At 70.0% G+C, this 15,300-nt stretch carries 15 protein-coding genes; 11 read left to right on the forward strand and 4 right to left on the reverse strand.

From position 1 onward, the window contains the following. The first annotated feature begins 12 nt into the window (after positions 1 to 12). Positions 13 to 912 carry a LysR substrate-binding domain-containing protein gene (locus FHR66_RS13790; RefSeq protein WP_160966761.1) on the forward strand — a complete coding sequence of 300 codons (900 nt, stop codon included), beginning with the start codon at positions 13 to 15 and terminating at the stop codon, positions 910 to 912. A gap of 355 nt (positions 913 to 1,267) precedes the next feature. Here the strand turns inward: FHR66_RS13790 and FHR66_RS13795 are convergent, their stop codons facing one another. Both FHR66_RS13795 and FHR66_RS13800 read right to left on the reverse strand, forming a co-directional pair. After that, the gene (locus FHR66_RS13795) at positions 1,268 to 2,149 is read right to left on the reverse strand and encodes an endonuclease/exonuclease/phosphatase family protein (protein ID WP_160966763.1); all 882 of its coding nucleotides are present in this window, start codon (positions 2,147 to 2,149) and stop codon (positions 1,268 to 1,270) included. A gap of 86 nt (positions 2,150 to 2,235) precedes the next feature. Next, positions 2,236 to 3,231: a glycosyl hydrolase 53 family protein gene (locus tag FHR66_RS13800; RefSeq protein ID WP_160966765.1), complete on the reverse strand. Its 996-nt coding sequence runs from the start codon at positions 3,229 to 3,231 to the stop codon at positions 2,236 to 2,238. 288 nt (positions 3,232 to 3,519) lie between these two features. Between FHR66_RS13800 and FHR66_RS13805 the strand changes: the two genes are divergently transcribed. From FHR66_RS13805 to FHR66_RS13830, 6 genes are all read left to right on the forward strand, one after another. Further along, positions 3,520 to 4,575, forward strand: a complete 1,056-nt coding sequence (locus FHR66_RS13805; protein ID WP_160966767.1) for a bifunctional nicotinamide-nucleotide adenylyltransferase/Nudix hydroxylase — start codon at positions 3,520 to 3,522, stop codon at positions 4,573 to 4,575. A 60-nt stretch (positions 4,576 to 4,635) separates the two neighbouring features. Next, positions 4,636 to 6,060, forward strand: coding sequence for a nicotinate phosphoribosyltransferase (locus FHR66_RS13810; RefSeq protein WP_160966769.1), 1,425 nt, complete (start codon positions 4,636 to 4,638; stop codon positions 6,058 to 6,060). A gap of 39 nt (positions 6,061 to 6,099) precedes the next feature. Next, complete coding sequence (locus FHR66_RS13815) at positions 6,100 to 7,176, forward strand: hypothetical protein (protein WP_167087888.1); 1,077 nt, start codon at positions 6,100 to 6,102, stop codon at positions 7,174 to 7,176. Continuing rightward, complete coding sequence (locus FHR66_RS13820; protein WP_160966773.1) at positions 7,169 to 8,224, forward strand: DNA methyltransferase; 1,056 nt, start codon at positions 7,169 to 7,171, stop codon at positions 8,222 to 8,224. Before FHR66_RS13815 ends, FHR66_RS13820 begins: the two co-directional genes overlap by 8 nt. A gap of 125 nt (positions 8,225 to 8,349) precedes the next feature. After that, a complete protein-coding gene (locus FHR66_RS13825) occupies positions 8,350 to 9,078 on the forward strand; it encodes a DUF2242 domain-containing protein (RefSeq protein ID WP_160966775.1) in 729 nt (242 codons plus the stop codon). Positions 9,079 to 9,209: 131 nt separating this feature from the next. Further along, positions 9,210 to 9,578 carry a glycine zipper 2TM domain-containing protein gene (locus FHR66_RS13830; protein ID WP_160966777.1) on the forward strand — a complete coding sequence of 123 codons (369 nt, stop codon included), beginning with the start codon at positions 9,210 to 9,212 and terminating at the stop codon, positions 9,576 to 9,578. A 139-nt stretch (positions 9,579 to 9,717) separates the two neighbouring features. On the opposite strand, the gene FHR66_RS13835 is transcribed toward FHR66_RS13830, so the two are convergent. Further along, complete coding sequence (locus FHR66_RS13835) at positions 9,718 to 10,608, reverse strand: TIGR01777 family oxidoreductase (RefSeq protein WP_160966779.1); 891 nt, start codon at positions 10,606 to 10,608, stop codon at positions 9,718 to 9,720. Between the two features lie 209 nt (positions 10,609 to 10,817). Between FHR66_RS13835 and FHR66_RS13840 the strand changes: the two genes are divergently transcribed. Then, positions 10,818 to 12,107, forward strand: a complete 1,290-nt coding sequence (locus FHR66_RS13840; protein ID WP_456361762.1) for a hypothetical protein — start codon at positions 10,818 to 10,820, stop codon at positions 12,105 to 12,107. Between the two features lie 69 nt (positions 12,108 to 12,176). Further along, positions 12,177 to 13,121 carry a phosphogluconate dehydrogenase (NAD(+)-dependent, decarboxylating) gene (gnd, locus tag FHR66_RS13845; RefSeq protein ID WP_160966781.1) on the forward strand — a complete coding sequence of 315 codons (945 nt, stop codon included), beginning with the start codon at positions 12,177 to 12,179 and terminating at the stop codon, positions 13,119 to 13,121. A gap of 4 nt (positions 13,122 to 13,125) precedes the next feature. Here the strand turns inward: gnd and FHR66_RS13850 are convergent, their stop codons facing one another. Continuing rightward, on the reverse strand, positions 13,126 to 14,166 hold the full coding sequence (locus FHR66_RS13850; protein ID WP_160966783.1) for an oxidoreductase: 1,041 nt from the start codon (positions 14,164 to 14,166) through the stop codon (positions 13,126 to 13,128). 147 nt (positions 14,167 to 14,313) lie between these two features. On the opposite strand from FHR66_RS13850, the gene FHR66_RS13855 reads away from it, so the two are divergent. Both FHR66_RS13855 and FHR66_RS13860 read left to right on the forward strand, forming a co-directional pair. Beyond that, positions 14,314 to 14,730 (forward strand): BON domain-containing protein, encoded by a 417-nt coding sequence (locus tag FHR66_RS13855; protein WP_160966785.1) that lies wholly within the window; start codon positions 14,314 to 14,316, stop codon positions 14,728 to 14,730. A 191-nt stretch (positions 14,731 to 14,921) separates the two neighbouring features. Beyond that, positions 14,922 to 15,263 (forward strand): hypothetical protein, encoded by a 342-nt coding sequence (locus FHR66_RS13860; RefSeq protein WP_237475305.1) that lies wholly within the window; start codon positions 14,922 to 14,924, stop codon positions 15,261 to 15,263. Positions 15,264 to 15,300 lie beyond the last annotated feature (37 nt).

A 15,300-nucleotide genomic window follows, 5' to 3' on the forward strand; every position in this document is an offset into this window, starting at 1 on the left:
GCGGGAGCGCCGATGCATCTGGATTTTACCGATCTGCGGCTGTTCCTGGCGGTGGCCGAGGCCGGCAGCATCACCGCCGGCGCCGATCGCGCGGCGCTGTCGCTGGCCGCCGCCAGTGCACGCATCCGCGCGCTGGAGACGCAGCTCGGCGTCGCGCTGTTCGAGCGCGGTCCACGCGGCGTCGGCCTCACTGCGGCCGGCACCGCGCTGTTGCGGCACGCGCGGCAGTTGCTGCGCCAGGCCGAGGCGATGCGCAGCGAACTGGGCGACTACGCCGACGGCCACCAGGCCAGCGTGCGCCTGCTGGCCAATACCGCGGCGCTGTCGGAATGGCTGCCGGAGCTGCTGGCCGAGTTCCTGGTGGCGCATCCGCGCATCGATCTGGCGCTGCGCGAGCAGGGCAGCGTCGCCGCGGCCGATGCGCTGCGCGAGCAACGCGCCGATCTGGCGGTGATCGCCGACCATGCCGATCTGCAGGGTCTGCAGGCGCATCCGTTCCGGCAGGATCGACTGGTACTGGTGGCCGCGGCCGCGCATCCGCTGGCGCAGGCGCCGCAGCTGCGGTTCGCGCAGGTGTGGCATGCGCAGTTCCTCGGCCTGGCCGAGGACAGCGCCCTGCAGCAACACCTGCGCACGCAGGCGACGCGTGCAGGCGGGCAGCTGCGCATCCGCGCGCAGGTGCACGGCATCGAACCGCTGTGTCGCATGCTGGCGCGTGGCGCCGGTGTGGCGATCCTGCCGCAGGCGGCGCTGGAGCGGGTCAGCGTGCGCGCGCAACTGGTCGCGGTACCGCTGCAGGAGCCGTGGGCGCTGCGCCAGTTGTCGATCGTCTGGCGTCCGACACCGGTGCCGTCGCCGCCGGTGCAGCAGGTGCTGGACTGGCTGTGTGCGCATGCTTCGCCGGTGGCGTGAAAGTCCGCAGGCTGGCGCGTTGCGGATGGCTCTGACGACGTGCTTCTCAGCGGTGCGGCGGAACGTGTCGTTACCTTGCGGAAGCGGTTCGTGTCGCCTGTTCGGATCACCCGCAATGGCTGTTTCCTGGTCATGCGCGTCGCGGCTGAAGCCGCTCCTACGACGAGCGGCCCTTCGTAGGCGTACATGCTCCCCTGGGAAGGAGGCCAGAACACCGCTAAGGCCTGCTTCGCCTGGCATCATCTTGCCTCGTAGGAGCGGCTTCAGCCGCGACAGGCGTTACCGCTAGCGCCTCTTCGCAACTGAAGCCGCTCCTGCACGCGCGCCTGCGGTCCATGCCGCAGGCGTCATCCCGTCACTGCGGCCAGGCGAATGTGGCGATCACCGGGAAATGGTCCGACGGCCAGTGACCTTGCGGCCGCGCGTCGAGCGTGGCGTAGTGGGTGGCCTGCAACCCACGCGAGAGGATCCAGTCGATGCGCCGGTCCGGGTGGCCGGTGAAATCGTGGAAGGTCGCTTCCGGGCCCTGCGGCTGTGCGACCTGCGTGCGCGCATCGGCCAGGCTGGCGGTGAGGGTGCGGTAGGTCGGCGAGTCCGGCGCCGTGTTGAAATCGCCGGTCAGCACCACCGGCACGTCCGCCGGCAGGCCTTTCAGGCGCGACACGATCAGCGCCGCGCCCTTGGCGCGTGCCGCTTCGTCCTCGTCGCGATAGGGCAGGTGGGTGTCGAACAGATAGAAGCGGCGGCCATCGCCGACGCGCTCGAACAGCCCCCAGTTGACCATGCGCGGCAGCGGATGGCCCCAGCTGATGCTACCCATGACTTCCGGCGTGTCCGACAACCAGAAGTGTCCCGATTCCACCAGCTTCAGTTTTTGGCTGTCGTAGAACACACCCATGCGTTCGCCGTCGTCCTTGCCGTCGCGGCTGGGGCCGAACCAGCGGTACTCCGGCAATTGCGCGGCCAGGTAGTCGGCCTGGCGCTTGACCAGTTCCTGGGTGCCGAATACATCCGGGTGCTGCGCGCGGATCAGCGCGGCCATCGCGCTGCGGCGCACGTCCCAGCGCTTGTCGCCGTCGGTGTCGACCGGCACGCGCACGTTGAAGCTCATCACCTTGAGCGGGGCCGGTGCGGCGGGCGACGCCGGCTTGCGCGCTTGCGCCGGCGCGATGCACACGCCCAACACCAGCAGCAGAGGAAGCGCGAGCTTGCGCGCGGACGACAGCGACAGCGACATGGCAGATCTCGACAGGAGCGGAGCACGCGATGGTGGCATGGCGGTGGTGTCGGTGACCACCGCGTGGCGCTCCCGCCGAGCGGCGATCAGTTGAACGCCGACAACGCCTGGGTGAGTTTCCCGTTGTTGTCGACCGCACCCATCGTGTAGCCCTGCCAGCCCGGGTACGCGTCTGGTTCCCAATAGAACACGCCCAGGCCGCGGCTGCCGAGCGCGCGGGTCTTGGTGAGCAGGTCGGCCAGCATCGCGCGGGTGGTGGCGGCCTGCTGCCAGTCCATGCCGACCTCGCTGACGATCACGTCCGACCCGTAGCGCGTCACCATGTCCTGCATGTTGCTGGCGATCTGGGTGTTGGCGCTCTGCCAGGCATTGGTGGAGGGATAGTGCGACATGCCGACCACGTCCCACTTGCCGCCGGCCGACTTGAGGCTGTCGAAGAACCAGCGGAAGGTCGCGTTGTCGTAGCCGTTGGCCAGGTGCACGATCACCTTGGCATTGGGGTAGACCGACTTGCTGGCGTTGTAGCCGCTGTCGATCAGTTGCGCGAGGTTGCCGAAGTTGGGCGTCTTGCCGTCCGGCCACAGCATGCCGCTGTTGATCTCGTTGCCTACCTGCACCCAGCTCACGTCGATGCCGTTGGACTTGAGATAGGAGAGGATGCCGCTGGTGTGCGCGTACACGTCCTTGACCAGCGTGGCGAAGTCGTGGCCGTTCCAGGCCGCCGGCTTGGTCTGCTTGCCGGGATCGGCCCAGCTGTCGCTGTAGTGGAAGTCGATCATGATGCGCATGCCCTGCGCCTTGGCCCGCTTGGCCATGTTCAGCGTGTCGGCGCCGTCGTTCCAGCCACCCTGCGGATTGACCCACACGCGCAGCCGGATCGCATTGACCCCGGTGCCCTTGAGCAGCGCGAAGAAGTCGGTGGTGGCACCGGAGGCGTTGCGGAACACGCGGCCGCTGCTCTCCTGCTGGTCGATCCAACTGACATCGGCGCCCTTGGCGAAGCTCTGCGCCATGGCCGGCGCACACAGGCACGCAAGCAACAACAGCAGCCAGGCGGACATGCGCTTGCTCGATCGGTTCATGCGATTCTCGCGGTGATGTGGGAACGGGGAGGGAGGGCGTCGCGTGGCCCTGAGCGGCGGCCCGCAGGACGTGCCGGGCCGTCCCCGCGGCCGCGGCGCGCACGAGGCTAGCGCGATCGTCGTGGCGACGCGCGCTGCACTGCAGCGGGGCTCCGGCGCGGCATCCGCAAGCGCTGTCTGGACGGCCGATGAATCTGCGCGGTGCGTCACTTGACGCGATGCCGCATCGGCGTAGCATTCCGCTCACGCCAAGGGACAGACCCGCGGCGATCCACCCAACCGTGAGGGATGCTCATGGAATTCGACTATCTCGTGTTCATCGGGCGCTTCGAGCCCTTCCACAACGGCCACGCCGCCGTTGCCCGCCACGCCCTGGCGCGTGGACAGAAACTCATCTTCCTGATCGGCTCGGCCGAGACCCCTCGCACCATCCGCAATCCCTGGACCGTTGCCGAGCGCAGCGTGATGATCCAGGCCGCGCTGGAAGGCGCCGGCGAGCGCTTGATCCTGCGTCCGTTGCGCGACCACCTGTACAACGAAAGCCAGTGGATCGCCGCGGTGCAGACAACGGTGGCCGAGGCGGTACGCAGCGACGGCGGCAGCGCCGAGGCGCGGATCGGCCTGATCGGCATGGACAAGGACGCCAGCAGCTATTACCTGCGCGAGTTCCCGCAGTGGCCGCTGGTCGACGTGCAGCACACCGAGACGCTGTCGGCGACCGAGCTGCGCCGTTACCTGTTCGAGGCCGGCAGCATCGATTTCCACGGCGCGCTGCTGATGCTGCGCGGCAACGTGCCGACGCCGGTGTTCGACATGCTCGAGGCGTTCCGCAAGAACTCGCCCTCGTATGCCGAGCTGCTCGCCGAATACCAGTTCATCGAGCAGTACCGCGCCGCCTGGAAGGAGGCGCCGTATCCGCCCACCTTCGTCACCGCCGACGCGGTGGTGGTGCATTCCGGGCACGTGCTGCTGGTGCGCCGCCGTGCGGCCCCGGGCAAGGGCCTGTGGGCGCTGCCGGGCGGCTTCGTCGGCCAGCACGAGAGCATTCTCGACGCCTGCCTGCGCGAGCTGCGTGAGGAGACCCGGCTGAAGATCCCGGTGCCGGTGCTCAAGGGCTCGCTGAAGAACCGCCACGTGTTCGACCATCCCGAGCGCAGCCTGCGCGGGCGCACCATCACCCACGCCTTCCACTTCGAGTTCGTGTTCGGCGAACTGCCCGAGGTGCGCGGCGGCGACGACGCCGACAAGGCGCGTTGGGTGCCGGTCAGCGAAATGCTGGGCATGGGCCCGAAACTGTTCGAAGACCATCTGCACCTGCTCGAATTCTTCCTGGGCCGCGGTTGATGCGGCCTCCCGGCCGGCGGACAGACCGCCGGCTTTCCCAGACGCGAAGGAGCTTCCGTCATGCAATGCCTGAACAACCTGCTGCTCAACACCGATAGCTACAAAGCCAGCCACTGGCTGCAGTACCCGCCCGGCACCGACGCTACGTTCTTCTACGTGGAATCGCGCGGCGGCGTCTATGACCGGACCGTGTTCTTCGGCCTGCAGTCGATCCTCAAGGAGGCGCTGGGCCGCCCCGTCACCCATGCCGACATCGACGAGGCGCGCGACCTGTTCGCCGCGCACGGCGAGCCGTTCAACGAGGCCGGCTGGCGCGACATCGTCGACCGCCTCGGCGGCCAGCTGCCGATCCGCATCCGTGCCGTGCCCGAGGGCAGCGTGGTGCCGACCCACAACGCACTGATGACCATCGAATCCACCGACGCGCAGGCCTACTGGGTGCCGTCGTACCTGGAGACGCTGCTGCTGCGCATCTGGTACCCGGTGACGGTGGCCACGGTGAGCTGGCACGCCAAGCAGACCCTGCGCCAGTTCCTGGAGCGCACCAGCGACGATCCGGATGGGCAGTTGCCGTTCAAGCTGCACGACTTCGGCGCGCGCGGCGTATCCAGCCTGGAATCGGCGGCGATCGGCGGTGCCTCGCACCTGGTCAACTTCCTCGGCACCGACACCGTGTCCGGGCTGTTGCTGGCGCGCGCGCACTACCATGAGCCGATGGCCGGCTATTCGATTCCCGCCGCCGAGCACAGCACCATCACCAGCTGGGGCCGCGAGCGCGAGGTCGATGCGTACCGCAACATGCTCAAGCAGTTCGGCAAGCCCGGCGGCGTGGTCGCGGTGGTGTCGGACAGCTACGACATCTTCCATGCGATCCGCGAGCATTGGGGCACCACGCTGCGCGACGAGGTGATCGCCTCCGGCGCCACCGTGGTGATCCGCCCCGACTCCGGCGATCCGGTGGCGGTGGTGCACCAGTGCCTGGAACTGCTCGACGAGGCCTTCGGCCACACCGTCAACGGCAAGGGCTACAAGGTGCTCAACCATGTGCGGGTGATCCAGGGCGACGGGGTCAACCCGACCAGCATTCGCGCGATCCTGGAGCGCGTCACCAGCGCCGGCTACGCCACCGACAACCTGGCCTTCGGCATGGGCGGTGCGTTGCTGCAGCGGCTCGATCGCGATACGCAGAAGTTCGCGTTGAAGTGCTCGGCCGCCCGCGTCGATGGGCGTTGGATCGACGTCTACAAGGACCCGGTCACCGACAAGGGCAAGCTCAGCAAGCGCGGCCGCATGCGCCTGCTGCGGCACCGCGAGTACGGCAGCTACCGCACCGAGCCGGTGGCGCCAGACGCGGTGTCGGCCGAGGCGGTCGCCGGTCCGGCCGGCTACGACGATGCGATGGTCACCGTGTGGGAGAACGGCCGCCTGGTGCACGACTGGACCTTCGCCGAGGTGCGCGAGCGCGCGAACGCCGCGCGCCTGTAGGAGGCGCCCATGGATGCGTCCCTGCCGAGTCCGCCGCCGTTGAGCGGCGGCTCGCCGCTGTTCTCCGCACTGCGCGCCAGCACCCCGCATCTGGAATGGCGGGTGCCGGCCGCGGCGGATGCGTCGCGCTGGCGACAGCAGCGCATCGGTGCGCGCGACTACCGCGTCGCGCAACCGGTGACTTTCACTCCCTACGCGTCGGTGCGGCCGTGTTCGGCGCGCTGCCGCTTCTGCTCGGAAACCCTGCGGCCGCAGGCCGGCGGCACCGCCGCGGCCAGCCTGCGGCCGCCGCCGGACTACTTCCCGCAGTTGCGCCAGGCGTTGGCGCAGCTGCGCGGGCTGCCGCTGTCGCATTCGCTGTCCGGGCTGGAGATGACCGACGACGAAGACTGGTTCGTGGAACTGCTGCAGACCCTGGGCGCGGCCGAGCGCGAGGGCCTGCTGGTCGAACAGCGGGTGCTGTACAGCAATGGCGCCGGCTTCGCCCGCGGCCAGGGCGAGACGCTGCTGCAGGCGCTGCAGCGTTTCGGCCTGTCGTGGCTGGAGTTGTCGCGGCACCATCCGCAACAGGCGCGCAACGACGCGATCATGCGTTTTCGCCCCGGCGAGGCGATCGCCGATGCGGGTGTCTTCGTCGCCACCGCGAAGCGCATCGCCGACGCGCTGCCGCTGCGCCTGGTGTGCATCCTGCAGCACGGCGGCATCGCCGATGCCGACGGCGTCGCGGCCTATCTGGACTGGGCGCGCGCCTGCGGGGCGCGTACGGTGATCTTCCGCGAGTTCTCCCGGCTCGGCGACGGCTACCGCGACGGCGGAACCGCGCGCTATCTGACCCAGGCACGGGTCGCGGTGGAACAGGTGCTCGGCGCCTGCATGGCCGCGCCATGGTGGCGCGACCTGCAGCCGCTGCAGATCACCGAGGGCTACTACTTCTGGAACCTGCGCCTGGCCACCGCCGACGGCATGGAGGTGGTGTTCGAGACCTCCGATTACGGCGCGATGCAGGCGCGCCACGACAGCGGCGACATCTACAAGCTGGTGTTCTTCGCCGACGGCCGGCTGTGCGCCGGCTGGCAGCCGGACCGCGATCTGCTGTGGCGGGCGGAGCATGGATAGCCGCAGTTGGTGGACGCCGGTGCAGGATCCGCCGGAGCATCGCTTGCCTGATGACCTGCGCCAGCGCGATCCGCTGGGCGCGCGCGACTGCGGCTGGGTCGGGCAGATGCGTCCGTTCGTGCGTCACTTCAGCGCGCCAGGCGAGCGCGTGCTGGATCCGTTCTGCGGCTTCGGCAGCACCTTGCTCGCGGCCGAAGTGGAAGGCCGCCACGGCATCGGCCTGGAGATCGACGCGGCGCGCGCGCTGCTGGCGCGCGCACGGCTGCAACGGCTCGGGCTACAGGCCGAAGTGCTGGACGGCGGCTTGCCGCTGTGCGTGCCCGACGCACCGGTGGATCTGTGCCTGACCAACGTGCCGTATTTCGGCTGCGCCTGGCCGGCCGCGGCCGCGGCGGCGCCTGGCCAGCTCTACGCCAGCGCCGACTACGCCGCTTATCTGCAGGGCCTGCGCGCCGTGTTCCATGGCGTGCGCCGCCTGCTGCGCGAGGACGGCTTCTGCATCGCGATGGTGGAGAACGTGCAACTCGGCGAGGCCACGCTGCCGCAGGCCTGGGACCTGGCGCGGATCCTCGGCAGCCTGTTCGCGCCTTGTCCCGAGCGCGTGCTGTGCTACCCGCGCGAGACGGCGCAGCCGCTGACACCCGGCGATCCCCGCAGCGACCGCAGCCACGAGTACGCGCTGATCTTCCAGTACCGGCGCCAGCCCATCGACCTGCCGGGCACGGCGCAATTGCTGGCGGCCCTGCGTGCCGACGGGTTTGCCTTCGCGGTGCACGGCAGTTATGCATGCTGGCTGGCCGATCCGGCGGCGGCGGCGCGCCTGCCCGGCGACGTCGACCTGCTGCTGCCGCGCGACCTGGACAGGCTGCTGCGGCTGCTCGACTGGCTGCGCGCACGTGGATTCCTGCTGAGCCTGTGGGGCGAGCCGCTGGCGACGCCGCCGACCCTGGCACTGCTCGACGCCCATCATTACCTGCGCGCCGAACGCCGCGACCGCGACGGCGGCCTGCTGCGCGTGGACCTGGCGCTGGAGTCCGCCGCCGCCTGACGCGGCGGCACCCCACGCCGCGCACCTCGCTAACCGCGGGATGAGCGGCCGCGGCGGCGTCAAGGCCGTGCCGACGCGCTTGCGGCTATCCTTTGCCGCGGTTCCCTCTCTTCGGTCAACGGCCTATGTCCGCTACCTCCAAGGTTCTCGCCATTCCCGCGCTCGCGCTGATCGCGATCGGCCTGAGCGGCTGCTTCGCCCGCAAGCAGGACGGCCTGGTGAAAGAGACCTTCAATTCCGACAACACCTATTCGCGCAACTACCCGGTGCAGCCGGCGCAGGCTTGCGAATCGGCGCGCCGCGCGCTGCTCAGCCAGGGCTACGTGGTGTCCAAGGCCACCGCCGATGCGGTGGAGGGCACCAAGAACTTCCAGCCCAGCGACGATCTGCACGAGCAACTCGAGTTGCGCGTGTCCTGCGTGGCGCACGGGCAGGACGAGTCCTGGGTGTTCGTCAGTGCATTGCAGGACCGCTATGCGTTGAAGAAGAGCCCGACCTCGGCCAGCGTCGGCGTCGGCGTGCTCGGCTCGGTGTCGCTGCCGATCGGCAGCAGCGACGACTCGATGGTGCGCGTGGCCAGCAGCACGGTGCAGGACGGCGACTTCTACAAGCGCTTCTTCCAGCTGATGACCGAGTACCTGCCCAAGAGCAAGCCGGCACCGGAGCCGCCTGCGCATCCGCCCGCGGCCGCGGCCGTGACGGCGCCGGCCCCGACGCCGTCCGCACCGGCACCCGCGCCGACTCCGACGCCCGCAGCGGCGCCCACGCCGCCGCCGGCACCCGCGGCCACCACCGCGGTGCAGCCGCCGGTCACCACGGCGCCGCCGAGCAGCGGTCCCGGCGGCGCCGACTGATTCAGGTGCAGCTGTAGAAGCTGAATGCGGCAAATTTCGCTTCACGAACCATTCGCGAAGCCGGTGAGAAGGTGGCGCCCGTCGAGAGCGCGGTGCTTGCGCATCGGCTCCGCCACCCAGGAGCAATCAGCATGAACACTCTCAAGTCCGCCTTGTGTCTTTCCGTGCTCGCCATCGCCACGGCCGCTGCGCCGCTGGCCGAGGCGCAACGCCACTACGGTCCCGAGGACGCCGGCCGCCGCTTCAGCGACGGCACCCGCGTGCACTGCAAGAAGGTCGCGGTGCGCAAGAACAGCACCGACCCCGACCGCATCGGCGGCACCGTGGCGGGTGCAGCGATCGGCGGCCTGCTCGGCAACCAGATCGGCAAGGGCGATGGCCGCAAGCTGGCCACGGTCGGCGGCGCGGTGGCCGGCGGTGCCACCGGCCGCTACATCCAGGGTCAGCGTCAGCAGGCCAATGGCAATCGCGTGGTCGAGACCGTCTGCAAGCGCTATTGAGCCGCGCGACCGCAGCGTGCCGATCGGCGCCTGACGCCGACGCGGCAACCTGATGCAGCTCGCCCCGGCGGAGGCCTCCGCCGGGGCGTTTTCGTTTTGGTGTGCGGTGCGACGTTGCGCGATGTGGCGACGCGGTGCCTCAGTCGGCAAGCAAGGCGCGCAGTGCCATGTCCAGTTGCGGATAGCGGAACACATAGCCCTCGCGCTGCGCGCGTGCCGGCAGGACACGCTGGCTGCCCAGCAACAGGTCGGCCATCTCGCCGAAGGCCAGGCGCAGCGCCGCCGCCGGCATCGGCAACAGCGCGGGGCGATGCAGCGTCGCGGCGAGCTGCTGCGCGAATGCGGCGTTGGTCACCGGCGCCGGCGCCGTGGCGTCATAGGCGCCTTCGCCGCCTTGCTGCAGCAGCCACATCAGCAGCCCGACCTGATCGTCGCGGTGAATCCAGCTCATCCATTGGCGGCCATCGCCCATGCGCCCGCCCATGCCGAAACGGAACGGCAGCAGCATCCGCGCCAGCGCACCGCCGTCGCGGCCCAGCACCACGCCGGTGCGGACCAGGCTGGTGCGCACGCCCAGTTCCTGCGCGCGCAGCGCCTCGGCTTCCCAGTCGCGGCACAGCTGTGCGGAAAAGTCGTCGCCGGGCGTGCTGGTTTCATCCAGGACCTCGTCGCCGCGGTCGCCGTAGTAGCCGATCGCCGAGCCGGAGATCAGGCAGCCCGGACGCTGCGCGGCGTCGAGCTTGCCTATCCAGTCGATCAGCGCACGGGTGGTACCGATGCGTGAGGTGCGGAAGCGGCGCTTGCGCGTGGCGCTCCAGCGGCCCTCGCCCAGCGGTTCGCCAGCCAGGTTGATCACCGCGTCGGCCGGTGCGGCGCGCTGCAGGTCGTCCAGCACCTGCACCGCCGGCAACAGCCGCGCCGCGCGTGGGGGGTCGCGGGTGAGCACGCTGACCTGGTACCCGGCGGCGAGCAGGGCCGGGCACAGCGCGCGGCCGATGAATCCGGTGCCTCCGGTAACGAGCACGTGCATGCAGGGGGTCGCTTGCGCCAAGGGAGCCGCAGTGTAGGGGCGCTGGGCATGGCGGAAGAGTGAATACCGGGGCCGTCGGTGCGGCGGGGTGGTTTCGCGATGCCTGCACGGGCCATGCGGCACGCTGCGCGGGCGCCGCCGCGGCGCGGCCAACGGACGTTCCTGCTCGCGATGCCCGCTCCATGATCCAGCCACCCCGCTTCGCTCGCATGCCGCGTCTGCGCCGCAGCGTTGGCCTGATGCTGGCCACACTGCTCGCCAGTGCCGCGGCCACGGCCACGGCCACGGCCGCGCCGGCCGACCAGGCCAGCGCGGCTTGCCTGGCGGCACTGCTGGAGCGGTTGGGCTGGCGCCTCGGTAGCACCGCCGCCGCGCAACCGCAGATTGCGGCCGGCGCGCCATGCGAACGCGGTTCGCTGGCCGAGGCGCAGGCGCACGGCGATCTGCAGGCGGCCTTGCCCGCGACCTGGAATGCCGCGCAACGGCAGCAGGCGCTGCGTGCCTTGCTGGACGCGCCGGCGACGCAGTGCGGTTATTTCCTGCAGCTGGGCGCGGCCACCACGCGCGCGGTCGCACGGCTGCAGGACAATCCCGGCTATCGCTTCTCGGCGCTGCAACTGGGCTGGATCGGCTTCGGCCTGCGCGGGACGCAGGCGCAGGGCTGGGAGCGCTTCCGCAGCTTCGGCCGCGGCTATCGTCCGGCAGGCGGCAATGCGCAGGCGATCGAGGCGTTCTACAGCGGCCACGTGCGCTCGGAATGCGGCGTCGGCCGGCAGATCGCGCAATTGGCCACGCAGCGCGAGCTGTACGGCGATGCCGCATTCGATCGTGCGTTCAGTGCCGACGAGCTGTCGATCGGCACCTTCCTGACCCTGCACGACACCGACAGCATCCTGCTCGGCGCGCATGCCGGCACCTTCTTCGCCGACGGCAAGGCGGTCAAGACGTCGCAGCGCGGCCGTGCCGCCTTCCTCGGCGCGCCGGGCTACATCGTGCATGTGTTCGAGCGCCGCTATCTGGACGACATCAACAACCAGGCGGAGAACTTCGTGGTCGCCGCGGTCAGCGCCGAGGCGGCGGCGGCGCTGCGCGCGCACGGCGGCTTCGCGTACTACGACGCACAGAACCGGCGCATCTGGGAACTGGCGAAGACGCTGCGCGGCCCGGGCCGCGAACGCTTCGAACGGCTGCTGTACGCGCGCGACCCGGCGCTGCGCGCGCGCCTGGATCCGGCGCAGAAGGCGGCGCTCGCGCAACTCGACGCCCTGCTCGACGATCCGTTCTACCGCGGCTTCCAGGTCTATGTGCATCCCAAGGGCGTCAAGCCGATCGGCTATCACGTGGTGCGGTTGCTGGATCGCAATCCGCGCACGCCGTTCGCGGTCGAGCTGACCCTGCACAATCTGCACACCACGCTGTACCAACGCTGGCGCGACCTGCAACTGCGCGATTGCGCGCAGGCGCCAGCGCCGGCGCCCGCCGCCGCACCAGCGCCTTAGCTGCGCGTCACGTCGGCGCCGTCGCTTCGTGAGACCCTAATCCTCCTTTTTTCGAACCGGGAACGACGCATGGAACTGGGACTTGTAGGCTTGGGCCGGATGGGCGCCAACATGGCCGAGCGGCTGGTGCGCGGCGGGCATCGCGTGGTCGGTTTCGACCTGGGCGAGGCCGCGCGCAACTCGGCGCAGCAGCGCGGGGTGGAAGCGGTCGACAGCATGGCCGCGCTGATCGCGGCGTTGCCGGCGCCGCGCGCGGTGTGGCTGATGGTGCCCGCCGGCAAGGTCGTCGACGACACCCTGGCCGCGTTGCTGCCGCTGCTGGACAAGGGCGATGTGGTGATCGACGGCGGCAATTCCTACTACAAGGATTCGATGCGCCGCGCCGGCGAACTGGCCGCGCACGGCATCGCCTATGTCGATTGCGGCACCAGCGGCGGGGTGTGGGGATTGCGCGAGGGCTACAGCCTGATGATCGGTGGCGACACCGCCGCGGTACAGCGCCTGCACGACGTGTTCGCCACCCTGGCGCCGGCCGCCGATGCCGGCTGGGGACATGTCGGCCCCAGCGGTGCCGGCCACTTCACCAAGATGGTCCACAACGGCATCGAGTACGGAATGATGCAGGCCTATGCCGAGGGCTTCGCGCTGATGGGGCGCAAGCAGGAATTCGCGCTGGACCTGCACCAGGTGGCCGAGGTCTGGCGCCAGGGCAGCGTGGTGCGTTCGTGGCTGCTGGACCTGTGCGCGGATGCGCTGGGCGCCAATCCGACCCTGGCCGGGATCGCGCCGTTCGTCCAGGACTCCGGCGAAGGCCGCTGGACCGTCGCCGAGGCGATCGACCTGGACGTGCCGGCGCCGGTGATCACCCTGTCGTTGCTGGAGCGGTTGCGCTCGCGCGACGACGATTCGTTCGCCGACAAGTTGCTGGCGGCGATGCGCAACCAGTTCGGCGGCCATGCGATCAAGCACGAGGGCGGCGACACGCCCGCGCCGGGCGGCACGCGTCCAGCCTGACGCCTCAGTCCAGCGTCACGCTGCACCCGGAGGCGGCGCTGCGCACGCCCGCCTCCAGCAGGCGCATCACCGCCAGCGCCTGCGCCGCATCCACCGGCGCGGGCGCGCGCCCGGCCATCGCCTCGCGAAAGGCCGCGTAGCATTCGCGGTAGTCGCCGCGATGCGCGGGCAAGGTCTGCAGCGCGTGCGTGCCATCGGTGCCGACCAGGCGCAACTGGCCGGGCAGGGGATCGGCGCCCCAGTCGGGCGCGCCCGGCGCGACGCCGGCGCGCAACTGCGCTTCCTGCGTATCCAGGCCGTGCTTGAGGTAGCTGCCGCCGGTGCCGTGCACCGCGAAGCGCAGGCCGTTGGCCGCGACCAGCGAACCGGCATGCAGCACCACCCGCAATCGCGGATAGCGCAGCACCGCATGCACGTAGTCCACCGCCTGCGCGCCGGGGCGCTGCAGCGCCAGGTCGGCCTGCAGCGCCTGCGGTGGTCCGAACAGTTGCAGCGCCTGGTCGAGCAGATGCGGCCCCAGGTCGAACCACAGCCCCGAGCCTGGCAAGGCGTGCTCGCGCCAGCGGTCGCCCACCTGCGGACGATGGCGATCGAAATGGGAATGGAACTCGGCGATCTCGCCCAGGGTGCCGGCCTCCAACAAGGCGCGCACGCCGAGGAAGTCGCCGTCCCAGCGCCGGTTCTGGAACACGCTGACGACGCGGCCGACGCGCTGCGCCTGCGCGAGCACCTGTTGCGCTTCGGCCACGTCCAGGGTGAACGGCTTGTCCACCAGCACGTGCTTGCCCTGCGCCAGCGCGGCCAGCGCCAGCGGCGCGTGGGTCTGGTTGGGCGTGGCGATCACCACCGCGTCGATCTGCGGATCGGCGAAGGCCTGCGTTGCATCGGCGACCACGCGCGCCTGCGGCCAGTCTGCGCTCACTGCCTCGGCCTGGCGCGAGACCACGGTATGCAGGCGTAGACCGGGCGTGTGTGCGATCAACGGCGCATGGAAGGTGCGGCCGACGTAGCCGAAGCCGAGCAGGGCGAGATTGAAGTCGGACATGGGCGCGGGCGGGAAGCGACGGGACGCCAGTATCGCCCGCCCTGCGTCGGCGGCTTGCGTATTCACGCTACGGCGATTCGGCGGTCACGTTGCCTGTACAACGGACTAGGGGAGACTGCACGCACACCTTCAGCGGAGGAAGACACGATGAAAACGATCAATGCACGCACCCTGCTTGGCGCCACCCTGGTGGCCGGTTTCGCGTTCGGCGCGGGCCAGGCGTTCGCAGCCGGCCAGGCCACCAGCGCCAAGGACCACGGCACCATGGGCCAGCAGGACACGATGCAGCACGACACCACTGCCCATGACGCCAGCCACCACGACTCCAACGAGCCGGTCACCGACACCTGGATCACCACCAAGGTGAAGGCCGATCTGCTGGCCACCAAGAACGTGTCGGGCACCGAAATCAAGGTCGATACCGTCAACGGCACGGTGAAGCTGTCCGGCACGGTCGCGACCAAGGCGGAGAAGGACAAGGCCGTGGCGGTTGCCAAGAAGATCAAGGGAGTCAAGAAGGTGGATGCGGCCGACCTGACGGTCAGCGCCGCTGCCAAGAAGTAAGCATTGCGATCCGCGGCCGCGGGTGGGGTGCGACGAGGCGCCCCACTCGCGACACCGGCCAATGGCGCACCCTGCGGGGTGCGTTTTTTTTTGGGCGAAGTGGCGTAAATTCGCGACCTGCATCGCATTTCGCGCCGTTTTGACACCCGCTCAGACATCATGCCTTCATGTTCGTCAACGGATCGCGCGCAATGTTGGACACCCAACCCCACCCGGCCGCGGGGTATGCGGCTTCGGCTGCCGAAGCGCTGGGCGCTGCGCTGTCCAGCCGTGACACGCAGACGTCGCCGCTGCTGTCCGCGGTGCGCAGGCTCGAAGTGCAGTTGAGCATGTTGTTGACGACTTTCCATGACGATGCCGGTTTCTGGCCGGCGTTCACGACGCTGATGCAGGAACTGGATCATGGCCTGAGCCAGTCCGAGCGCCGCCGCCTGCGTGGCCACGCCGATTTCCTGCTGGTCCGCGCCGGCATGCCGGCCTGGACCCTGGCCGGCACCCACGGCGCCGCCCCTACACTGGCGCGCCAGCCCTGAGCGGCGCGCGCGGGTGGCGCTTCGGCGGCGGCCTGCC

The sequence above is a fragment of the Xanthomonas sp. F4 genome (genome assembly GCF_011761895.1).